Annotated in this window: 19 protein-coding genes; 10 read left to right on the forward strand and 9 right to left on the reverse strand. The window is 66.4% G+C overall.

What is annotated here, in order from left to right; all coding sequences use genetic code 11:
- Nucleotides 1-2: 2 nt before the first annotated feature.
- From ABE483_RS02725 to coaBC, 3 genes are read right to left on the reverse strand one after another with little or no spacing between them, the layout of a single operon-like run.
- Nucleotides 3-2,351 (reverse strand): phosphomannomutase/phosphoglucomutase, encoded by a 2,349-nt coding sequence (locus tag ABE483_RS02725; RefSeq protein WP_346481068.1) that lies wholly within the window; start codon nt 2,349-2,351, stop codon nt 3-5.
- Between the two features lie 12 nt (nt 2,352-2,363).
- Nucleotides 2,364-2,837: a dUTP diphosphatase gene (gene dut, locus ABE483_RS02730; RefSeq protein ID WP_046272982.1), complete on the reverse strand. Its 474-nt coding sequence runs from the start codon at nt 2,835-2,837 to the stop codon at nt 2,364-2,366.
- Nucleotides 2,834-4,093: a bifunctional phosphopantothenoylcysteine decarboxylase/phosphopantothenate--cysteine ligase CoaBC gene (coaBC, locus tag ABE483_RS02735; RefSeq protein WP_313219933.1), complete on the reverse strand. Its 1,260-nt coding sequence runs from the start codon at nt 4,091-4,093 to the stop codon at nt 2,834-2,836. The genes dut and coaBC overlap by 4 nt, the downstream gene beginning before the upstream one ends.
- Before the next feature lie 276 nt (nt 4,094-4,369).
- On the opposite strand from coaBC, the gene ABE483_RS02740 reads away from it, so the two are divergent.
- The 7 genes from ABE483_RS02740 (at nt 4,370) to ABE483_RS02770 (ending at nt 11,092) form a co-directional block, all read left to right on the forward strand.
- Nucleotides 4,370-5,518, forward strand: a complete 1,149-nt coding sequence (locus tag ABE483_RS02740) for a Fic family protein (RefSeq protein WP_346481069.1) — start codon at nt 4,370-4,372, stop codon at nt 5,516-5,518.
- 84 nt (nt 5,519-5,602) lie between these two features.
- Complete coding sequence (locus tag ABE483_RS02745; protein ID WP_346481070.1) at nt 5,603-6,247, forward strand: hypothetical protein; 645 nt, start codon at nt 5,603-5,605, stop codon at nt 6,245-6,247.
- A gap of 106 nt (nt 6,248-6,353) precedes the next feature.
- The gene (radC, locus tag ABE483_RS02750; protein ID WP_346481071.1) at nt 6,354-7,052 is read left to right on the forward strand and encodes a DNA repair protein RadC; all 699 of its coding nucleotides are present in this window, start codon (nt 6,354-6,356) and stop codon (nt 7,050-7,052) included.
- Nucleotides 7,053-7,202: 150 nt separating this feature from the next.
- Nucleotides 7,203-8,891: an arginine--tRNA ligase gene (gene argS, locus ABE483_RS02755; protein WP_346464610.1), complete on the forward strand. Its 1,689-nt coding sequence runs from the start codon at nt 7,203-7,205 to the stop codon at nt 8,889-8,891.
- Nucleotides 8,892-8,909: 18 nt separating this feature from the next.
- On the forward strand, nt 8,910-9,779 hold the full coding sequence (locus tag ABE483_RS02760; protein WP_346466700.1) for an SPOR domain-containing protein: 870 nt from the start codon (nt 8,910-8,912) through the stop codon (nt 9,777-9,779).
- 103 nt (nt 9,780-9,882) lie between these two features.
- Nucleotides 9,883-10,665: a helix-turn-helix domain-containing protein gene (locus ABE483_RS02765; protein ID WP_346466699.1), complete on the forward strand. Its 783-nt coding sequence runs from the start codon at nt 9,883-9,885 to the stop codon at nt 10,663-10,665.
- 70 nt (nt 10,666-10,735) lie between these two features.
- Nucleotides 10,736-11,092, forward strand: a complete 357-nt coding sequence (locus ABE483_RS02770) for a VOC family protein (protein WP_313208812.1) — start codon at nt 10,736-10,738, stop codon at nt 11,090-11,092.
- Nucleotides 11,093-11,313: 221 nt separating this feature from the next.
- Here the strand turns inward: ABE483_RS02770 and ABE483_RS02775 are convergent, their stop codons facing one another.
- Both ABE483_RS02775 and ABE483_RS02780 read right to left on the reverse strand, forming a co-directional pair.
- Complete coding sequence (locus tag ABE483_RS02775) at nt 11,314-12,063, reverse strand: SDR family NAD(P)-dependent oxidoreductase (RefSeq protein ID WP_176990950.1); 750 nt, start codon at nt 12,061-12,063, stop codon at nt 11,314-11,316.
- Nucleotides 12,064-12,160: 97 nt separating this feature from the next.
- Nucleotides 12,161-12,598 carry a hypothetical protein gene (locus ABE483_RS02780; protein WP_346481072.1) on the reverse strand — a complete coding sequence of 146 codons (438 nt, stop codon included), beginning with the start codon at nt 12,596-12,598 and terminating at the stop codon, nt 12,161-12,163.
- A 157-nt stretch (nt 12,599-12,755) separates the two neighbouring features.
- Between ABE483_RS02780 and ABE483_RS02785 the strand changes: the two genes are divergently transcribed.
- Nucleotides 12,756-13,226 (forward strand): DUF1456 family protein, encoded by a 471-nt coding sequence (locus ABE483_RS02785; RefSeq protein ID WP_088432353.1) that lies wholly within the window; start codon nt 12,756-12,758, stop codon nt 13,224-13,226.
- On the opposite strand, the gene ABE483_RS02790 is transcribed toward ABE483_RS02785, so the two are convergent.
- Nucleotides 13,192-14,127, reverse strand: a complete 936-nt coding sequence (locus tag ABE483_RS02790; protein ID WP_346464612.1) for a LysR family transcriptional regulator — start codon at nt 14,125-14,127, stop codon at nt 13,192-13,194. The two genes, ABE483_RS02785 and ABE483_RS02790, sit on opposite strands and share 35 nt — an antisense overlap.
- 99 nt (nt 14,128-14,226) lie before the next feature.
- Between ABE483_RS02790 and ABE483_RS02795 the strand changes: the two genes are divergently transcribed.
- Complete coding sequence (locus tag ABE483_RS02795) at nt 14,227-15,402, forward strand: MFS transporter (protein ID WP_313208815.1); 1,176 nt, start codon at nt 14,227-14,229, stop codon at nt 15,400-15,402.
- Nucleotides 15,403-15,514: 112 nt separating this feature from the next.
- On the opposite strand, the gene ABE483_RS02800 is transcribed toward ABE483_RS02795, so the two are convergent.
- Nucleotides 15,515-16,153, reverse strand: a complete 639-nt coding sequence (locus ABE483_RS02800; RefSeq protein WP_313219949.1) for a TorF family putative porin — start codon at nt 16,151-16,153, stop codon at nt 15,515-15,517.
- 235 nt (nt 16,154-16,388) lie between these two features.
- Here ABE483_RS02800 and ABE483_RS02805 point away from each other — a divergent pair, with 235 nt between their 5' ends.
- A complete protein-coding gene (locus ABE483_RS02805; protein WP_259260470.1) occupies nt 16,389-16,778 on the forward strand; it encodes a DUF6165 family protein in 390 nt (129 codons plus the stop codon).
- Nucleotides 16,779-16,799: 21 nt separating this feature from the next.
- On the opposite strand, the gene ABE483_RS02810 is transcribed toward ABE483_RS02805, so the two are convergent.
- Both ABE483_RS02810 and ABE483_RS02815 read right to left on the reverse strand, forming a co-directional pair.
- Nucleotides 16,800-17,543 carry a FadR/GntR family transcriptional regulator gene (locus ABE483_RS02810; RefSeq protein WP_088432357.1) on the reverse strand — a complete coding sequence of 248 codons (744 nt, stop codon included), beginning with the start codon at nt 17,541-17,543 and terminating at the stop codon, nt 16,800-16,802.
- Between the two features lie 89 nt (nt 17,544-17,632).
- The gene (locus tag ABE483_RS02815; protein WP_346481073.1) at nt 17,633-20,524 is read right to left on the reverse strand and encodes a TonB-dependent receptor; all 2,892 of its coding nucleotides are present in this window, start codon (nt 20,522-20,524) and stop codon (nt 17,633-17,635) included.
- Nucleotides 20,525-20,715 lie beyond the last annotated feature (191 nt).

A 20,715-nucleotide genomic window follows, 5' to 3' on the forward strand; every position in this document is an offset into this window, starting at 1 on the left:
GGTCAGAAGCCCAGGTCCACACCCGGCAGCAGCGGTTGCAGCTGCGCGCGGAACAGGGCCTTGATGCGCTCCAGCGCCGCCTCGTCATCGGCCTCGAAACGCAGCACCAGCACCGGGGTCGTGTTGGACGCGCGCACCAGGCCCCAGCCATCGGGGAAATCGGCACGCAGGCCGTCGATGGTGGACAGGCGCGCGCCGGCGAACGGCGAGTCCTCCACCTGCACCGAGGACACGAACAGCGACACCAGCGCGTGCGGGGTGCCTGCGTCCACCGGCACCTTCAACTCCGGGGTGGAGACGCTGTCGGGCAGTTCGTCCAACACCTCCGAGGGGCTCTCTTCGCGCTGGGCCAGAATCTCCAGCAGGCGCGCGGCGGCGTACAGGCCATCGTCGAAGCCGAACCAGCGTTCCTTGAAGAAGAAGTGCCCGCTCATCTCGCCCGCCAGCTCGGCGTCGGTTTCGCGCATCTTCGCCTTCATCAGCGAATGGCCGGTCTTCCACATCAGCGGGCTGCCACCGTTGCGCAGCACGTAATCGGAGAGCTTGCCGCTGCACTTCACGTCGTAGATCACCAGCGCGCCCGGGTTGCGCATCAGCACATCGGCGGCGAACAGCATCAGCAAGCGATCGGCGTAGATGATCGTGCCTTCGCGGGTGACCACGCCGAGACGGTCGCCGTCGCCATCAAAGGCCAGGCCGATATCCGCATCGAAGCGCTTCACGGTCTGGATCAGGTCTTCCAGATTGCGCGGGTCACTCGGGTCCGGATGGTGGTTCGGGAAGGTGCCGTCCACATCGCAGTACAGCGGAATGACCTCCGCACCGACCGCTTCCAGCAGCGGCTGGGCAAGCTCGCCGGCCACACCATTGCCCGCGTCGGCGACCACCTTGAGCGGGCGATCCAGCTGCACGTCATCGGCGATGCGCTGGATGTAGTCGGCATTGACGTCGCGGGTCTGGAAACTGCCCGGCTCGGGGGCCACGTGCAGCTGACCATCGCGGATGCGGTGGTACAGCTCGGTGATCGCATCGCCGGACAGCGTTTCACCGCCGACCACGATCTTGAAGCCGTTGTAGTCCGGCGGGTTGTGGCTGCCGGTCACCGCCACGCAGCTGCCGGCGCGCAGGTGGTAGCTGGCGAAGTACACCACCGGCGTCGGCGCCAGGCCGATATCGGTGACGTTGCAGCCGGCGCGGCGCAGGCCTTCGATCAGGCCGGCGGTGAGCTCGGGGCCGGACAGGCGTCCATCGCGTCCCACCACGATGTCGCGCAGGCCCTGGACCTGCAGCACCGAACCGATCGCCTGGCCGATCAGGGCGGCGACCTTGGGGGTCAGCTCGCGGCCGACGATGCCGCGGATGTCGTAGGCGCGGAAGATCCCGGCCGCGACGGTCTCGCCCGGCACGGCCGGCGGCGGCGCGGCCGCTGCTGTTTCATCAACGCTCTCGACGGCGGCCACCGCGAGCGGTACCTGGGCGAGACTTTCACTCAAGGTGGGACCGGCGTCGGCACCACTGTCGGCGGCACCACGGCGACGCGGCAACGGCACCTTGCCTTTGCCCAGCACCAGCAGCACGGCAATCAGCAGCAACAACACGGCCACGATCGCACTGGAGATCGCCCCCAGGCCCAACGGGCCCGGTTCGATGTCCGGCACCGCGGCCGACAGGCGCAGGCCACTGGTGCCGATCGGACGTGCCAGCGCTTCAGCGCCGCCGGACAGCCCGCGGCTGCCCTGTTCAATCACGTTGTGATTGCCTTGGCGCAGGGCGAGATAGCCGGCGCCCGGCACGGCGACCTGGTCGAATATGCCGGTCAGCCGCAGCAGCGGCTGCCGCACGTAGACCACGGCCGCCCCCTGCGGGCCCAGCTCCACCGCCGCGGCCAGGCCGAGGCGCTGGCCGCCGGCATCGCGCACCACGCGACCGACGGGTGTGTCATCGGCGATGGCCGCCTCGAGCAGGGCCAGGCGCGAGTAACCGAAGGCCTTCGGATCGGCGTACGCCGCATCAAGATCGGCCGTGAGGATCTGGACGTCTTCCACGCCGGGCCAGCCTTCGCGGATGGCGACGGCCGCACCTTGTGCGTTGCCGCTGGCCAGTGCGCTGGCAACGCGCTCGGTCTTGAGCACCTTGCCCAGCTTGCCGAGCTGACCGGTCAGCGCCTTCTGCAGCCCCGCGACCACCTGGTCGCGGGAGTGTTCAAGCTCGGCGCCGACGGCGGCCTGGCGCCATTGGCGCACACCGCTCCACCCGAACCAGACCGCCAACAGCACCAGCAGCACGGCCAACAGCGGCACCGAGCGCCCTGTGGTCAACCGCGGCCGTCCTTCCGCCTTCGCCTTGCTCATGACGCTCCCCTGTCAGCGCACCCCGGTATGGCCGAATCCACCCGTTCCCCTGGCGCTGTCGGTGAAAGTATCCACTACCTGAAGCGCCACGCGTGCAATGGGCAGCACCACCAGCTGGGCGATGCGATCGCCGGGCTGCAGCGTGAACGGCTCGCGGCCGCGGTTCCAGGCGCTGATCAGCAGCGGGCCCTGGTAATCGGCATCGATCAGGCCGGTGCCGTTGCCCAGCACGATGCCGTGGCGATGGCCAAGCCCGGAGCGCGGCAGCACCACGGCGGCCAGGTTTGGATCGGCGATATGAATGGCGATACCACTGGGAATCAGCGCGGTGTCGCCCGGCTGCAGCGTGAGCTCGGTCTCCAGCGCAGCACGCAGATCGAGGCCGGCGCTGTGTTCGGTGGCGTAGGCCGGCAGCGGCCATTCGTCGCCGAAACGCGGATCGAGCAGCTTGACCTGCAACGGCTGGAGGGAGGAATCGATGGTCATGCGTGCAACCTCTGGGCAATCAGGGACAACAGTTGTTCGGCCAGCACGGCCTTGGAGGTGCCGGGGAACACCTGTTCGCCGCCCTGCCAGTAGGCCGTGGCCGCGTTTTCATCACTCTCGAAACCGCCGGTGCTGATCCCGACCTGGTTGGCGATCACCAGATCCAGGCGCTTGTCGACCAGCTTGCCGCGCGCGTACTTCTCCACATCGTGGGTTTCGGCGGCGAAGCCGACCACCAGCTTGAGCGCGTTGGTCTGCGTGGCCACCTCGGCCAGGATGTCCGGGGTGCGCACCAGCTCCAGGGTCAGGCTCTGGGTATCGGCGGTCTTCTTGAGTTTCTGCGGAGCGACCTGGCGCGGGGTGTAATCGGACACCGCGGCCGCACCGATATAGATGTCGGCCGGCAACGCACCGAGCACCGCTTCGCGCATCTGCGCGGCCGAGCGCACATCAACGCGCTGCACACCGGCAGGCGTGGCCAGCTGGACCGGGCCACTGACCAGCACCACCTGCGCGCCCAGGCGGGCGGCTGCGGCGGCCAGCGCGTAGCCCATCTTGCCGCTGCTGCGGTTGCCGACGTAGCGCACCGGGTCGATATCTTCATAGGTGGGGCCGGCGCTGATCAGCACGCGCAGCCCCTTCAGTTCACTGCTCGCCGGTGGCTCGGCGGGGGCCGGCGCGTGCAGCCGGGCCAGCGCGGCCACGATCGCGTTCGGTTCGGTGAGCCGACCGGGACCGGACTCGCCTTCGGCCAGCGGACCGTCTTCCGGCCCGATCACCTGGGCACCACGCTCGCGCAGCAGGGCGATGTTGGCCTGGGTGGCCGGGTGCAGCCACATGCGGTGGTTCATCGCCGGGCACACGGTCAGCGGCGCGGTCGTGGCCAGGCACAGGGTGGTGACCAGATCATCGGCGTGGCCGTTGGCCAGGCGCGCGAGCAGATCGGCGGTGGCCGGGGCGACCACGATGCGGTCGGCCCAGCGGGCCAGCTCGATATGGCCCATGGCCTGCTCGGCCGCGCTGTCCCACAGGGTGGTGCGGGTCGGCTGGCCGGACAGTGCCTGGAAGCTCAGCGGGGTGACGAACTGCTGGGCCCCGGCAGTCATCGCGACCTGCACCTGGGCCCCGGCATCGCGCAGGCGGCGCACCAGTTCCAGCGACTTGTAGGCAGCGATCCCGCCACCAACGCACAACAACAGCTTCTGGCCTTCCAACGGGCGCGCGGACGCCGGAGAAGCCTGGGGGGAGTCAGCCACCTTGGGTGTTCCTGTCGAACCGAGGCGATTAGCTTACCTGATGGGGTGCGGGCGGCTCATGCCCCAGGGGCATGAGGGGGGTGTTTTTGGTCATGAGGGTGCACGGGTGCCACCCTTGATTGTTGGCCTGCCCAGGAGATGGAACTGCCTGGGCAAGGGTGCCGACAACGGAAGGTGACTCCGTGGTTTTAGTCGTTAAAAAAGGATGCTTTAATAACGATCGCGGCTGGGAAAGGTTTCTTTCGCAGCTGAAACCGTATCCAAAGGAACCTTGTCATGCCGCGCATCACTGGGACCTGTGCCACAACCGCCGTTGGTGGCGAGAACGTTCACGCGTTCGTGCCTCACGCCCTCCCGCCCGGAGATCCGGTGCTTTCCCCCACCGCGTACGTGGAGCAGAACGCCCGCGCCGAAGTAGCGTTGACGCGCTTGTCCGGTATGGCCGGGCTGGTGGCCTCCAGCAACTGGCTGATCTATGCCGCCATCCGCAAGGAGGCCTTGCTTACCTCGCAGCTGGAAGGCACCCAGGCCACACTGACCGACGTGCTGGATGAGGAAGCCGGTATGACGGTGACCAATGCCCAGGATGTGGAAGAAGTTACGAATTACCTGCTGGCGTTCAACTACGCGCGCGAGCAGCTGCGTAGCCCTACCGGTCTGCCGGTATCACTGCGGCTGCTGACCGAGTCCCACCGGGTGCTGATGACGGGCGTGCGTGGCGCCACCAAGCAGCCACGGGCCGTGCGCACTACACAGAACTGGATTGGTGGAAGCCGACCAGGCAATGCGAGCTTCGTTCCACCGCCCGCGCAGGAAGTGGGGCCCGCACTCAGCGCGCTGGAGCGCTATATCCACCAGCCAGAGCACGCGTTGCCGCCCTTGGTGCGCGTGGCGTTGGTGCATGCGCAATTCGAAACCATCCACCCCTTCCTGGACGGCAACGGACGTATCGGCCGCCTGCTCATCGCCATGCTGTTGGAAGAGTGGAAGTTGATGCCCGAGCCGTTGCTGTATGTGTCTGGTTACCTGAAACGACACCAGCGGATGTACTACGACCGGCTTTCCGCCATTCGAAATGACGGTGACTGGGAAGGCTGGGTGAGCTTCTTTCTGGAGGCCGTGGAGGCCGCTGCTGATGAGGCGCAAAGCAGCATCGTTGCCCTTGCCGCATGCATCGCCGAGGATCGGAAGCGTGTGCTTGCGCTGGGTACCAGTACGTTGGCGACGCTTCGGTTGTTCGAGCTGCTTCCCACCATGCCGAGAATCAACATTGATCGTGCGGCGCAGGTGCTGGAGGTGAGTGCTCCAACTGCGGCGAAGGCCATCAATGGATTGCAGGTAGCTGGGGTGTTGGAGGAGACGACGGGCCGGGCGCGGAACCAGAGATTCTTGTATGCGCGGTATGTAAGGCTGTTGATGCAGTGATTGGAGTTCAATCGATCATGTGGCTTCTGATCTGCTTGAACAATTCCATATTCTGGCCACATTGAGAGACTGGAGTGACACGCCATGGATAAGAGAGTACGAATCACGAGGCCGAAGGGTGAGCTAGAGAGAGAACTGCAGGACCAAGTTGAACTGCTACAGCATGCATGCTCTTCATTCGACTCAGGCCTGGAGGCGATTGGCAAACACATCGCCCTATCACTCAGGGTCCTGTTGCACCATCGCGGAAATTCACAAGCACTGCTTGAACAACTCGGCCTACGCGACGGTCATTTTTACGATTCCGCTGGAGAACTGAATCCTCGCAATCTCCTTACCGAATGCAATTTGGTTATGTACCGAATGGATGCAAACGGCGCGGAGTATCTTCCTCTCGTCGCGGCAGGCGAATCACATAGACGCCCGAAACTCGTACCCTTCCCCACATGGTGGAACGAGCCGGTTCTGAAGGACAACAAGGGACGATTTCTTAGCAGGCGCGAGCTTGTGGGGAATGTGGCCGACACCGATGGCGGCGCGCATGTTGATCCACAGCTTGAGGAAAGGTACATGGACTTGTCACGAAACAATTCGCTGGGCTGGGTTTTTCATAGCAATGACATGGTTTCACCCCTAAAGGGACGCCCTGAGTTGGCTTGTATGAGGCAGATTGCCCATGAAGTATTACTCACGATGCGACGCAGACATCCCAAGGCTTTCAGAGATTGATATTCAAATCCGGGGATAGCACCTGCATCCATCCCTCCAGATTCTGACGCGCTATCGCGATCGCTTCTGATGGCGCCTCCACTCGTGCATCCCGACAATTGCTGATATGGCAATTAAAGACTGGCCCAAAGATGAACGCCCTCGCGAAAGGTTGCTGGCAAAAGGACCCGCTGCTTTATCTGACGTAGAGCTTCTGGTCTTATTCATGGGTACCGGCCGCAAGGGCCAGCATGTGCTGGAGAGCGCGAGTCAGCTGATGAAGATTCATGGTCCACTGCGGAAGTTATTGGACATGGATGCCGCAAAGCTCATGAAGCTTCCGGCACTGGGGCCTGCACGAGCATGCAAACTGGTGGCGGCGCTCGAACTCGCTAACCGTCACCTCCGCGCGCAATTGGATCGAGGCGACAGCATGCGCGACCCCGGCTCTGCAGCGCGTTACTTCAAGCAAAGACTGCGCTCCCGACCTCAAGAGGTATTTGCGGCCCTGTTTCTGGACACCCGCAACCGGACACTGGGCTATGAGGAGCTGTTCACCGGCACCATTGACGCGGCCGCCGTGTACCCGCGGGAGGTGGTTCGCCGGGCGTTATTGCATAACGCCGCAGCGGTCATCGTCAGCCACAACCACCCCTCCGGCAGCGCCGAGCCCTCTCGCGCGGATCGCGAGATCACCCAGCACCTCCAGAAGGCCTTGGATCTGGTCGACATCCGCCTCCTGGACCACGTAGTAGTAGGCGAAGGCACCCCCGTCTCCATGGCTGAACGAGGCTGGCTCGAACCCCCCCTCTCTTTTCGGGGCTGAACGCCCCAGTCAGTCCCAGAACCCCTGTCCGAAGCCCTGAAACCGCCCCCAACACCCCTCAAGCCCCCTGCCCCAACCCCGTTCAATGGATCGGCCCGCCATCTAGGCTAAAATTGCCGATTCCGCCGCTCCAGTCCCAAAGCAGGCCTTGTGAAAAATCTCCTCCGCGCCCTGATCAGCCAAGGCATCGAAGCCTTGCGCGCCAACGGCACTCTGCCGGCCGATACCCTGACCCCGGAATTCGTGGTCGAACGCCCGAAGACCCGTGAGCACGGCGATTTCGCCACCAATGCCGCGATGCTGCTGGCCAAGCCGGCGCGCAGCAACCCGCGCGCCCTGGCCCAGGCGCTGCTCGATGCCCTGCCCAAGAGCAATGATGTGCTGCGCGTCGAGATCGCCGGCCCGGGCTTCATCAATTTCCACCTCGCCCCCAGCGCCTACCAGCGCGAAGCGGCCGGCGTGCTCAAGGAAGGCGCCGATTACGGCCACAACCTGAGCGGCAACGGCCGCACCGTGGGCGTGGAATACGTGTCGGCCAACCCGACCGGTCCGCTGCATGTCGGCCACGGCCGCGCGGCGGCGATCGGTGACTGTCTGGCGCGCCTGCTGGAAGTAAACGGTTGGAACGCCAAGCGCGAGTTCTACTACAACGACGCCGGCGTACAGATCGAGAACCTGGCGCTGTCCACCCAGGCGCGTGCGAAGGGCCTCAAGCCCGACGACGCCGGCTGGCCGGAAGCCGGTTACCGCGGCGATTACATCGAGGATGTGGCCAAGGCCTATCTGGCCGGCGCCACGGTGGAGCTGGAAGGCCACTCGGTGGTCGGCGAGCGCGACCCGGACAATCTCGATGCGATCCGTCGCTTCGCGGTGGCCTACCTGCGCAACGAGCAGAACCAGGACCTGGCCGCGTTCGGCGTGGACTTCGACATCTACTTCCTGGAAAGCTCGCTGTACAAGGACGGCAAGGTCGAAGAGACCGTCGCCCAGCTCAACGCGGCCGGCCATACGTATGAGGAAGGCGGCGCGCTGTGGCTGCGCTCGACCGACTTCGGTGACGACAAGGACCGCGTGATGCGCAAGTCCGACGGCACCTACACCTACTTCCTGCCGGATGTGGCCTATCACCTCTCCAAGTGGCAGCGCGGCTACGAGCGCGCGATCACCGAGCTGGGCGCGGACCACCACGGTTCGCTGGCGCGCGTGCGTGCCGGCCTGCAGGCGCTGGACGTCGGCATCCCGAAGGGCTGGCCGGAATACGTGCTGCACCAGATGGTGACGGTGATGCGCGGCGGCGAGGAAGTGAAGCTGTCCAAGCGTGCCGGCAGCTACCTGACCCTGCGCGACCTGATCGAAGAGGCCGGCCGCGATGCCACCCGCTGGTTCCTGATCGCGCGCAAGCCCGATTCGCAGCTGACCTTCGATATCGATCTGGCCCGCCAGCAGAGCAACGACAATCCGGTGTTCTACGTGCAGTACGCGCATGCGCGGGTGTGCAGCCTGCTGCGCCAGGCGCAGGAGAAGAAGCTGAGCTACACGCCGGCCGAAGGGCTGACCGGGCTGTCCTCGCTCGGCGATGAGGCGTCGCTGTGGCTGATGGTGGAAATGTCGCGCTTCCCGGAAGTCGTTGAAGCGGCCGGCCTGGCGCTGGAACCGCACCTGATCGCGCAGTACCTGCGTGAATTGGCGCACGCCTTCCACACGTGGTATCACGGCACGCAGGTACTGGTGGCCGACGAAAGCGAACGCAATGCCAAGCTGACGCTGGCCTGCGCCGCGCGCCAGGTCCTGGCCAATGGTCTGAACATCCTGGGCGTTTCCGCCCCGGAAAAAATGTAAGCAGTGGAGAAGCAGTAAATGGCAGCACGACGCGGCAAGAGCCAGGCACGGCGCAACAGCAACCAGGGCACCCCGGGATGGGTGTGGCTGGTCGCGGGTGTCGCGATTGCGGCCGTGGTGTTCCTGGCGGCACCGAACCTGTTCAAGAACGACGGTGATGGCTTCCTGCGGGTCGGCCCGCAGCCGGACCCGAACGCCCAGCCGGCCCCGGTGAGCGACGCCGATACGGACGTCGGCACCGAGCTGCCCAAGCCCGGCGCCGCCAAGCCTGCCGAACCGGCCAAGCCGGCGGCGACGCAGTACGACTTCTACACCCTGCTGCCCGGCAAGGAAGTGGAAATGTCCGATGCCGAGCTGGCCGCCAGCGCACGCGCCGAAGATCAGCGCCGCGCCAAGGCCGATGCGCAGCGCGCGCAGGCGGCGCTGGAAGGCCGTCCGTTGCCGCCGGCACCGGCGCCGACCAGCACCGCCGCGACCACCACGCCTGCGCCGGTCAGTACCGCTGCGTTGCCAGCGCCGGTGAACGAACGTCCGGCCGCCACCCCGGCACCGGCGGCATCGGCACCGGCCACGGTGGCCACCGCGCCGAAGCCGGATGCAGCGGCCGCCACCGCCCCGGCTGCCGGCGCTGCAACCGCAGCGCCGGCCGCGGGCAACGTGCGTTACATCCTGCAGGCCGGTGCGTTTGGTGCCTCCGGCGACGCCGAGGCGACCAAGGCCAAGCTGGCGATGATCGGCCTGGCCGCGCGCGTGGAATCGGCCCAGATCAACGGCAAGACGGTGTACCGCGTGCGCATGGGGCCGTATGGCAGCGCGGGCGAGCTGGCCGAAGCCAAGCAGAAGCTGGATGGGACGGGGCTGCAGGCGATGGCGATCAAGGCGCAGTAAGGCGCGCTGCAACGTATACAGGAACGCCGGGCATTGCCCGGCGTTTTTTTTGATCGCCCAGAGCAGCCGACCCACGGTCGGCTCGACGGGTTATCGTCCCTGCATGTCTTCCCGCCCCGATTCTGATGACCTTCCCGGCGTTGCCGGTGCGACCGGTCGCTACCGCGAATGGGCGGCACCTGCTCCGTTGCAGGGCTGTTTCGGGCAGCTGTGGCGCAGCGATCTGCCGGTGGGCCATAGCGGTGAGGTTGCGGTGCTGCCTGATGGCTGCGTGGATATCCTGTGGCGCGAGGGGCGGCTGTATGCGGTGGGCCCGGATGTGGTGGCCGCCCACCCGCAGTTGATGCCCGGCGCGCAGGTGTTGGGCGCGCGCTTCCAGCCCGGCGCGGCGCGGGCGTGGCTGGGGGTGCCGCTGGACGAACTGGTGGGCACCGCCGTGGAGCTGGATGCGGTGCTGGGACCCCAGGCGCGGCAGTTGGCGGCGCGGTTGAATGACGTGGGCGATGGCGATGCGCGGCAGCGGTTGTTCGCGCAGGCGCTGGCTGGGTTGCCCCGCTCTACCGGTAGCCGCCACGCGGTGGCGGCGCGGGTGTTCGGGCAGGTGCGGGCCGGTGGTCATGATCTGGCCGCGATCGGTTCGGGGCTGCACATAAGCACGCGCAGCCTGCGCCGGTTGTGCCATGAGCAGTTCGGCTATGGACCGAAGATGCTGGAGCGGATTCTGCGGCTGCAGCGGTTCCTGACGCTGGCCCGGGCGAGACCGGGAGAGGGGCTGGCGGGGTTGGCGGCGGAGGTGGGCTACGCCGACCAGTCGCACCTGAGCCGCGAGGTGCGGGCGCTGGCAGGGATCGGGGCGGCGGCGTTGTGCGCGCAGTGGCGTGGCTGACTGGCCGTTTTGTTCAAGACCGGCGCGGCCGCAGTGGCGATGCTGGGGCTCCTTTCCACGAGAAGCGCCCATGAGCACCGCACACGGCAACGATCGCCGCATCGACAACATCGAATTCAATGTCACCGACATCGCGCGCAGCAAGGCGTTCTACGCTGAGGTCTTCGGCTGGACGTTCACCGATTACGGCCCGGCCTACACCGAGTTCAGCGATGGACGCCTGACCGGTGGGTTCACCACCGGCGAAGCGGTGCAACCGGGCGGACCCCTGGTGATTCTGTATGCCGATGACCTGGTCGCCACGCAGCAGCGGCTGCAGGCGGCCGGCGCGGCAATCTGCCGGGCCGCGTTTGATTTCCCGGGCGGCCGTCGGTTTCATTTCCGCGATCCGGATGGGTATGAGCTGGCGGTGTGGACGGCCGCCTGAGGTAGAGCCGACCGTTGGTCGGCTGCCAGGATGCAGGTAGAGCCGACCGTTGGTCGGCTGCCAGGATGCAGGTAGAGCCGACCGTTGGTCGGCTGCCGTCAGCGGTGGGTATGCGCCAAGGGCAGCCGACCAACGGTCGGCTCTACCGGTTTCGGGCGTGCGGCCGAGGTGTTGGCCCGTTCGGGCGTGCGGCCGAGGTGTTGGCCAGCGATGCCCTTGGATCAGTCGCGCGCGACCTGGAAGCCGGCGAACGACTGGCTGACCGGCATCACTTCGAGGCGATTGATGTTCAGGTGCGCCGGCAGCGAGGCGACCCAGAAGATCTGCTCGGCGATGTCCTCGGCGGTCATCGGGTTGGCGCCGGTGTAGAGCTTGTCCGAAGCGGCCTGGTCGCCATGGGTGCGGACCACGGTGAACTCGGTTTCAGCCATGCCCGGTTCGATCGTCGTCACACGCACGCCGCTGCCGTGCAGGTCCGAGCGCAGGCCCAGCGAGAACTGGCTGACGAAGGCCTTGGTGCCGCCGTAGGCGTTGCCGCCCGGGTACGGGTACACGCCGGCAACCGAGCTGATGTTGATGATCGCGCCCTTGCGCGCGACCAGCTGCGGCAACAGGCGATGGGTCAGCGTCACCAGGGCGGTGACGTTGGTGTCGATCATGGTGCGCCAGTCCTCCAGCGAGGCGCTCTGGGCCGGGGCGGTGCCCTGGGCCAGCCCGGCGTTGTTGACCAGCAGGTCGATGTCGGCGAACCCGGCCGGCAGGGCGGCCAGTGCCGCTTCCATCGCCACGCTGTCGCGCACGTCGAACACCGCGGCATGCACGCGCTCGGGACCGTAGGCATCGACCAGCGGCTGCAGGCGCTCGGCACGGCGACCGGTGGCGATCACGCGCCAGCCGGCCTGGGCGAAACGGTGGACAGCGGCGGCGCCAAAGCCGGAGGTGGCGCCGGTAATCAGAGCGGTACGGGTCATCGAGGTACTCCGTGGAGATCCCGACCATTTTCGCACCGATGCCCGCCCGGTGCAGCGCCGTGCGCTGCTCTGCTACCCGGTCCTGCGCGCCTTCGTCTCAGCGGATGCGGAACACCCGTGCCTTGGGCAGGTCTTCATCCACCTGCAGGAACCAGCGGCCGGCGATGCCCGGCACCACCACGATCTCGGGGTTGCTGCGGGCGGTCTTGAGCGTCATCTCGCCCTTGAGCACCTGCCACTGCTGGCCGTTGTCGAGGGTGAACACGGTGCCGGGGGCCCAGCCGCCCACCTCGCCGGTGACCTTGGCGGTGATGGGGCCGTCGTCCAGCCCGGGGAACAGGGGTGCCGGCGCCGGGGCCTCGGCCTCGGCTTGGCGCAGCAGGCGGTTCAGCGTCTGCAGCTGGGCCGGGGTCAGCCCGACCTCGGCCAGCGCCTGCGGATCCAGCCGCTGCTCCAGCGCCACATACGGAACCTGCGCCCCAGCCTGCCCCGCCAGCAACATGCCCACACACCCGAGTACCTGCCACCTGCGCATTGCCTGCTCCACTGCCTGTCGATGCCTGATCGCGGCACTGTGCTTCACTTTCATGGCAGCCAGATGACAGCGACCACCGGTCGCAGCCGGCGGCGCGCCCGGCACGGGGTAAAATGGCCGCCAGCCGCGCAGCCGCGCCGGCGGTATTGGACGTCCCATGATCAACAACGATGTACTGCGCAGCATCCGCTACATGCTCGACCTCAGCGACGGCATGATCGCCGACACCTGTGCCCTGGCCGATCCGGCCTTCGTGGTCGACAAGGCCGATGTGGCCGGCTGGCTGCGCAAGGAAGACGAAGAAGGCTTCGTGCCCTGCGACGACCGCACCCTGGCGCATTTCCTGGATGGCCTGATCGTACATTTCCGTGGCCGCGACGAGAGCCAGCCGGTCCGCCCGGTGGAAAAGCGCATCACCAACAACCTGGTGCTGAAGAAGCTGCGCGTCGCCTTCCAGCTGAAGGACGTGGACATGCACGAGGTGTTCGACGCCGCCGGTTTCTCGGTCTCCAAGCCGGAACTGTCCGCGCTGTTCCGTCAGCCGGACCACAAGAACTACCGCGCCTGCGGTGACCAGATGCTGCGCAATTTCCTCAAGGGCCTGACCCTGCGCGTGCGCGGCGCCTGAGTGAGGCCTTGGTGCGTGGCTCCGGTGCCGGGGCCACGTGCTGCAGCAGTTCCGCCATGAAGGCCCGCGCCGCCGGCGTGGGCAGGTGCGACCAGACCGCATGAACCCGCCGGGTCGGTGCACCCTGGATTGCCACACAGGCAACGCCGCTGAAACCGGCAGCGATCGCCTGCGGCACGATGCCGACCGCCAGACCCTGCTGCACGAAGCGCTCGACCAGCGCCATGTGATTGATCTCGAACGGCACCCGATGGGGCAGTCCGGCGGCGGCGAAGGCCTCGTCCGTCTGCCGACGGGCCCCACTGCCCTGCGGGAAATCCACCAGCGGCAGCTCGGCCAGCGTCGCCAGCGAGAGTCGTCTGCGCGTCGCCAATGGATGCGCCGGCGGCAGCACGGCGACCATCGCCTCCTCGGCCAGCAATCGGTGCTGGGCGCCCTCGATCGGGGTCCCCGGCGACAGGCCGACCAGCGCCACATCCAGCCGCCGCTCGCGCACGTCGGCCATCAGCACTTCGCTCTTGTCCATGCGCAGGCGGAACTCGACCTGCGGATAGCGCTGGTGAAAGGCCGCCAGGCAAGCGACCAGATCCACCGCGGTCAATGAGGTGATCTGGCCGATGTGCAGGATGCCGCGCACCTGGCCACCGACGGCGGCGACGTCATCGCGCAGATGCCGCAGTGACGCCAGCACCTGGCGTGCGTGCGTCAACAGTGCTTCACCGGCGGGCGTTACCCTGACCTGACGCGGCAGGCGCTCGAACAGCGTGGCCTGCAGTTCGTCTTCGAGATGGGCGATCTGGTGGCTCAGCGCCGACTGCACGACGTGACAGCGCTGCGCGGCTCGGGTGAAGTTGCCTTCCTCGGCCAGCGCCACCGCGAACTCGAGCTGCTTGAGGTTCATCGTGCCATCTCATTTTCAGATGCATCGGATGATAACTATTCATTTCCCTCATTTACCGATCGGGCGGACACTGGCGCCCCTTCTTTCCTGGAGCCCGTCATGACCCACGACGTGCCCTCGCCCCTCAGCCGCTGGCAGGTCCTGCTGATGGCCTTCGCCACCGGTGTGGCCGTGGCCAGCAACTATTACGCGCAGCCGCTGCTGCACACCATCGCCGGGCAGTTCGGGGTGTCCTTCGCGCGTGCCGGTACGGTGGTGACCGTGGCCCAGCTGAGCTATGCGGCGGGCCTGATCCTGCTGGTGCCGCTGGGCGATCTGTTCGAACGGCGCCGGCTGATCGTGGTGATGTCGCTGCTGTCGGCGGCGGGCCTGGTGCTGAGCGCGCTCAGCCATCAGTTCGTGTGGCTGCTGGTGGGCACCGCGCTGACCGGCCTGTTCTCGGTGGTGGCACAGGTGCTGGTGCCGTTCGCGGCGACGCTGGCGCGGCCGGAAGAGCGTGGCCAGGTGGTCGGCACGGTGATGAGCGGCCTGCTGCTCGGCATCCTGCTGGCGCGCACGGTAGCCGGGGCGCTGTCCTCGCTGGGCGATTGGCGCACCGTGTACTGGATCGCCGCGGCGGCGCTGGTGCTGACCACGGGCATGCTCTATCGGCATCTGCCGCGCTTCCATCAGACCGCCGGGCTGGGCTATCTGCAGCTGCTGCGCTCGATCGGCACGCTGTTCGCGCAGGAACCGGTGTTCCGCCTGCGCACCGTGCTGGGCGCGTTGAGCTTTGCGATGTTCGCGATCTTCTGGACGCCGTTGGCGTTCCTGCTTGCGGCCGAACCGTATGGCTACAGCGATGCGACGATCGGTCTGTTCGGGCTGGTGGGTGCGGCCGGCACGCTGGCCGCCGGTGTGGCCGGACGCATGGCCGACCGTGGCAAGGCCGCGTTGGCCACCACCGTGGCGCTGGTGCTGCTGGCCGCGTCGTGGCTGCCACTGGGCTTCTCCACGCACTCGCTGATCGCACTGGTGCTGGGCGTGATCGTGCTCGATCTGGCTGCGCAGTTGTTGCATGTGAGCAACCAGAACGTGGTGTATGCACTGCGCCCGGAAGCACGCAACCGGCTCAATGCCGGCTACATGACCGGCTATTTCATCGGTGGCTCGCTGGGCTCACTGGTCTCGGCGCAGGTGTTTGATCGCTTCGGCTGGACCGGTGTGTGCGTCACCGGTGCGGGCGTCGCGCTGGTGGCGATGGCGGTGTGGGCGGTGGCGGTGGTACGCCGGTAGAGCCAACCGTTGGTCGGCTGCATTGCGCGCCGCCTGGGGCAGCCGACCAACGGTCGGCTCTACCGCCTGGGGCAGCCGACCAACGGTCGGCTCTACCCGGGTTGACCCTACGTTAGAAGGCGGTTTGTACCGCGACCTCGACGCGCGATCCCGCGTTGCCCGGGAACAGCTGCTTCGCGGCACCGCCGGTGTCATGCCCGGTCACCCGCAGCTCCCACGGCCCGTGCACCCGCCACACCAGGCTGAGCTGGCCGTGCAGGTAATCCTCGGCCTGCGCGCTGTCCAGCCAGTAATGGCCCACCGCGCCCTCGATGCGCCACTGCCCGCCCAGCGGCAGACGCGCGCCGAGCTGCGCATAGGTGCCGCCGTGGCCACCGGCCAACGCGTTGTCGGAGACGCCGACCTGCAGCCACGCGCGTTGCCGCCAGGTCACCGTGCCGTTGAGCTCGGTCCAGTCCAGATCGACGGTGGTCGAGGGATACAGGTAGCGGGTCAGATTGACGTCCACGCTCCAGTCCGGCGTCACCGCGCCGCTCCAGCCGGCGATGAGATCGAATTCGCTGCGCGCGCCGTTGTCCGGGCGGAACGAGACGCCCGAGCCCCACGCCGAGGCATACCAGCCGGTGGCCGTACCGAGCTTCACGCCGGCCTGCGCGGCCGGATCGCCGTCGCTCTGGGAGCTGCCGCGCCAGACGTAGTCCGAGGTCAGCGTCGCATTGCCCTCCACCGCGGCCGCGGCCGCACCACTCATGACCAGCCCCACCAGCACCGCGCCGCAGCGCAGGCGCTGTTTCAAAGGTTTACCCACCACGTGCCCTGCTCCAGATGACGGCCGCGCCGTCGAGAGCGACAGTGTCGTCAGGCGGGGCGTAACGCCGCCATGGCGTACCCGGGCGATCGGCGCAACGTTTCTGTAAATCCTGCGTCAGGGTGGTGCCCGGAGGTGCGCGGTATCATGGCCGCTCTGACCTGTTGCGAGTAATGGCGTGGACGCGATCCTGACCCCGGTATCGATTGGCGAGCTGATCGACAAGATCACCATCCTGGAAATCAAGGCCGAACGCATCGCCGATGCGGGCAAGAACGCCAACGTCCGCAAGGAACTCGAGGGCCTCTGGCCGCTGTGGCAGCAGCAGGTAAGCGCCCAGCCGGGGCTGGAGGCGTTGAAGACGCAGCTCAAGGCAATCAACGAGCGCATGTGGGAGATCCAGGATCAGCTGCGCGACAAGGAAGCAGCGCAGGTGTTCGACGATGCCTTCATCCAGCTGGCGCGCGGTGTCTATGGCACCAATGGCGAGCGGGTCAAAGTCAAGAACGAGATCAACCGCATCGCCGGCTCGCAGCTGGTCGAAGAAAAGCAGTACCAGGGCGAGTAAGCCCGCGGGTACGCGCCGGGCTCAGTGCCCGGTCGCGGCCATGAAGCGTTCGCGGTCCTGCTGGGTACGCCGGCGGATTTCGGCCAGCGCTTCATTCTCGGTGGCTTCCAGCATCGATTCGAACAGCCGCTGGAAGTGGTTGCGCATGGCCGACCGCGCCGCTGCCGGGTCGCGTTGGCGCAGTGCATCCAGAATCCGGGTGTGTTCCTCGTCGCGGGTGTCATCGTCGTTGTGGCAGACGTTGGCGTAGACCTGCTTGACCCGCGGCAGCTCGTTGCGCATCCGCCAGATCAGCTGCACGCAGTGCTCCACCACCGGGTTGCCGGCGATCCGCGCGATCGACAGGTGGAACTGACGATCCGCCTCGCTGGCCGCCGCCTCGCCCGAATTCGGGTCGACCATGGCCGCGATCAGGCCGGCCAGGTCCTCCAGTTCGGCATCGGTGATGCGGCTGGCCGCCATCGCGGCGGCCTCGGCCTCGATCACCGCACGTGCCGCGGTCAGGTCGAACGCCGAGACGTCGGGCAGTGCGCCCGGCGCCTGCGACGGCTTGGCCTTCACGTAAACGCCGGAGCCGGTCTTGATGGTGATCAGGCCCTGCGCTTCCAGCGCGATTTCCGCCTCGCGCACCGTCACCCGGCTCACGCCCAGGCGTTCGGCCAGGTCGCGCTCGCCCGGCAGGCGCGAGCCCGGCGGGAATTCACCCTTCTCGATCAGCGCGACGATTTCGGCAGCAATGGACTGGTACAGACGGGGTTCGGACATCATCAAAGGCCTGCTGACAGGTGGCTGGGGACCGACACGCGACCGCGCCTTCAGAGAGCGGCGCGGTCGGGAAAACCGCGCCACTGACCTCAGAAGCGGTAGCGCACCCCCAGATAATACCGCCGCCCGTACGTGGTGTACTCGCGGAAGCTGCCGAGGATGGGCATATCCGACACCCGCGGCTCATCGGTGAGGTTGCTGGCCGACAGCGACAACGACAAGTGCTTGTTCACTTTGTAGGTGGCGCGGAAGTCCAGCGAGCCATTGTCCCGCACATAGCGGTTCTGCGACGGGTCGCCGACAAACTGCTGGTAATAGTCGGAGCGGTACTTGTAGATCGCCTGCAGATCGAGCTTGCCCAGGCCCCAGTACACCTGTGCCGACGCCACATGCTTGGACAACCCGAAGATATTGGCCGGCTCGACGATACCCGGGGTCACCACGCCGGTCGAGGGGTCGGTGGACTCGCCCAGGCGCAGGTCTTCGGTCTTGAAGTTGGAATCGGCGTAGTTGTAGCTGGCCTTCACGCCCAGTCCGGAGAAGATCCCCGGCAGGTAGGAGAAACTGTGCGAGGCGGTGAACTCCACGCCGAACAGATCGCTCTTCTGGTCGCTGGTGGCCAACTGCTCCACCGGCACGGTCACGCTCTGGCCATCGATATCGAATGATTCGTTGACGATCACCGGCATCGAGCCGCCGTTGAACTGCTTGTAGTACAGCGCACCGGACAACATGGTGTCTTCGTTGGCATACCACTCCAGCGAGAGGTCGCCGTTCCACGACATCAACGGCTTGGCGCGCGGGTTGCCGGTGGCGGTGATGCTGCGCAGCGCATCGCCCACGCTGTTGAACTCGGTATCCACCTCGCCCAGGTTGAAGGTGCGGCCAAAGCCTTCAGCGGCCAGGTCCGGACGCGACATCGCCCGATACGCGCCCACGCGCAGCAGCAGGTCCGGGCGCAGTTCGAAGGCCGCGTTGAAGCTGGGCAGCCATTCGGTATTGCTGGACTTGAGCACCTGCGAGGTGAAATCGCCGGTGGGCTCCAGGGTCACGGTGCCGTCGGGATTGTTGATCACATCCAGGCCGCTGCGCAGCCCGACCGAGCGCACCTCGGTGCGCACACCCCGCACGCCGATGTTGCCGGTCACCGGCAGGCCGAACCATTCGGCGCTGTAATCGCCCATCAGGTACAGCGCGCTGGTTTTCTCGGTGACATCGTTGTTGGCCGGGTTGCGCAGGTCCGCGCTCAGCCCGGTATCGTCCACGCCGGTGAAGGCCTTGAACAGGCAGCGGCTGTCGAAGCTGGCCCACTGGTCGATGGTGTTGCCACTGGCGTTGGCCAGGAAATCGTCCTGCGGGAACGCCTGGCGGCAGGCCAGGTTGGCAGCGCGGATCGCGGCGACATTGGTGGTGGTGACATCCACGGTGTCGGTGTAATCGGTGTATGTCGCCTCGGAGCGGCGCAGGCCCCCCTTGATCGCGGTGAAGAAGCCGCTTTCCGGGGTGAACGTGGCATCGAAGCGGCCGGCACGGATGGTGTGCTCGCGGTGCTGCTGACGTCGACGCACCAGCGCCGAATCGGTGAAGTTGTCCGGGTTGTTCACATCGAACGCCGGATCCAGGTAAATGCTCGGCACATCACCGCTGTAGTCATAGGTGTAATCGACGTAGCGGGTGTTCTTGATGCCGCCGACCGGCCTGCCGTTGACGTCGGTGCGGCCGGCACGCAGGCGGGTGCTGCGTTCGATCTGATCGCGCTCGGTGTTGGAGTAGGACAGATCGGTGGACAGCGTCCACGCCGGGCTCGGCCGGAAGATCACGTTGAGCCCGCCGCCGGTGTATTCCTCCTGGCGCTCCAGGAAATTGCCGGTGGAATCGACCGTGGTGCTGCCGGTGTGGTGCAGCAGCGCGCCATCGTCGGTGACGACGCGGTTGTTGAGGTTGCGCATCATCGAGGACAGCGACAGATCCGAGCGGTCTTCGGTGTAATCGCGCTTGGAGTGCTGGTAATCCAGGTTCACTTCCACCGTATCGCTGGGCCGCCACTGGAGTGCGGCGAACTGCGAATCGCGCTTGTCGTGCTCGATGAACTGGCGGTAGATGCGGCTGCTGGGCACCAGGTAATACGGCACGCCGTTGGCGACCTGGTTGCCGTTGACCTGGGTGCAGTTGCGCGTTGCGCCAACCACTTCACGGCCATCGCAGGCCACCCAGGTGGAGCTGCTGGAGAACATCTCTTCCGGGTTGCTGCCTTCCAGCGCCTGCACGCCGATGGAGACACCGAGCTTGCCGGCGTTGCCCATGTCGAACTGGTCGATGTAGCTGGCGGTACCGCGCCAGCCGACGCCGTCCTTGTCCTTCAGACGGTCATCGTAGTCCTGCCAGGTGCCCCGGCCATCGAGCTGGAACGTGCGCTTGCCGTACTCCAGTGGTTTGACCGTCTCCATGTTGATCGTGCCCGCCACGCCACCTTCGACGAAGTCGGCGCGCTGGGTCTTGTAGATCGCCACAGTGTTGATCAGCTCGGACGGGAACTGGTTGAAGTTCACCGAGCGGTCGCCACTGCCGTTGGTGGCCTCGCGGCCATTGAAGGTGGACGAACCGAGGAACGGGCCCAGGCCACGGATCGAGATTTCCGACGCACCGCCCTTTTCGCGGTGGGTGGAGGCACCAGTGATCGTTTCGATCGCTTCACCGATCGACAGCGCCGGCAGATCACCGATGTCGTCGGCGGCCAGCACATCGGAGACCACGGTTTCCTCGCGCTTCTTGTCGATCGAGGTCTGGATGGTGCCGCGGATGCCGGTCACCTGGACCTGATCCAGCGTGGTGGCTTGCCCCGGCGGCGAGGCCGGTGCATCGGCGTCCTGTGCGTGGGCCAGCGGCAGGGCCGCGGTGGCACACAGGGCATAGAACAGCGCGCTGTGCAGCGCGGTGCGGCGGAGGCCTCGTGGTGAGGCCGTACGGCGGTCATGCAACATCGTGATCTCCCTCCCAGGATGGATCGTCCGATTACACGGATTCGATCCGGAAGATTCACGACTGATGAACCAATGTCAATGAATTGGTACTAAAGTCTACCCCGCACCACCGTCCAGACCACTTTGCATGGAATTAATGTGCGGACGCAGCAGAAAAATGCGCAAACCACATACCACATGCACCTAAAGTG

The sequence above is a fragment of the Stenotrophomonas sp. TWI602 genome (assembly GCF_039674045.1).
In the GTDB taxonomy this organism is placed as follows: domain Bacteria; phylum Pseudomonadota; class Gammaproteobacteria; order Xanthomonadales; family Xanthomonadaceae; genus Stenotrophomonas.

What these genes read in the sequence shown, in the direction of transcription:
- ABE483_RS02725 (WP_346481068.1), bottom strand. Translation starts at nt 2,351, where the DNA reads ATGAGCAAGGCGAAGGCGGAAGGACGGCCGCGGTTGACCACAGGGCGC.
- dut (WP_046272982.1), bottom strand. Translation starts at nt 2,837, where the DNA reads ATGACCATCGATTCCTCCCTCCAGCCGTTGCAGGTCAAGCTGCTCGAT.
- ABE483_RS02740 (WP_346481069.1), top strand. Translation starts at nt 4,370, where the DNA reads ATGCCGCGCATCACTGGGACCTGTGCCACAACCGCCGTTGGTGGCGAG.
- ABE483_RS02745 (WP_346481070.1), top strand. Translation starts at nt 5,603, where the DNA reads ATGGATAAGAGAGTACGAATCACGAGGCCGAAGGGTGAGCTAGAGAGA.
- radC (WP_346481071.1), top strand. Translation starts at nt 6,354, where the DNA reads ATGGCAATTAAAGACTGGCCCAAAGATGAACGCCCTCGCGAAAGGTTG.
- ABE483_RS02760 (WP_346466700.1), top strand. Translation starts at nt 8,910, where the DNA reads ATGGCAGCACGACGCGGCAAGAGCCAGGCACGGCGCAACAGCAACCAG.
- ABE483_RS02765 (WP_346466699.1), top strand. Translation starts at nt 9,883, where the DNA reads ATGTCTTCCCGCCCCGATTCTGATGACCTTCCCGGCGTTGCCGGTGCG.
- ABE483_RS02770 (WP_313208812.1), top strand. Translation starts at nt 10,736, where the DNA reads ATGAGCACCGCACACGGCAACGATCGCCGCATCGACAACATCGAATTC.
- ABE483_RS02775 (WP_176990950.1), bottom strand. Translation starts at nt 12,063, where the DNA reads ATGACCCGTACCGCTCTGATTACCGGCGCCACCTCCGGCTTTGGCGCC.
- ABE483_RS02780 (WP_346481072.1), bottom strand. Translation starts at nt 12,598, where the DNA reads ATGCGCAGGTGGCAGGTACTCGGGTGTGTGGGCATGTTGCTGGCGGGG.
- ABE483_RS02785 (WP_088432353.1), top strand. Translation starts at nt 12,756, where the DNA reads ATGATCAACAACGATGTACTGCGCAGCATCCGCTACATGCTCGACCTC.
- ABE483_RS02790 (WP_346464612.1), bottom strand. Translation starts at nt 14,127, where the DNA reads ATGAACCTCAAGCAGCTCGAGTTCGCGGTGGCGCTGGCCGAGGAAGGC.
- ABE483_RS02795 (WP_313208815.1), top strand. Translation starts at nt 14,227, where the DNA reads ATGACCCACGACGTGCCCTCGCCCCTCAGCCGCTGGCAGGTCCTGCTG.
- ABE483_RS02800 (WP_313219949.1), bottom strand. Translation starts at nt 16,153, where the DNA reads ATGAGTGGTGCGGCCGCGGCCGCGGTGGAGGGCAATGCGACGCTGACC.
- ABE483_RS02810 (WP_088432357.1), bottom strand. Translation starts at nt 17,543, where the DNA reads ATGTCCGAACCCCGTCTGTACCAGTCCATTGCTGCCGAAATCGTCGCG.
- ABE483_RS02815 (WP_346481073.1), bottom strand. Translation starts at nt 20,524, where the DNA reads ATGTTGCATGACCGCCGTACGGCCTCACCACGAGGCCTCCGCCGCACC.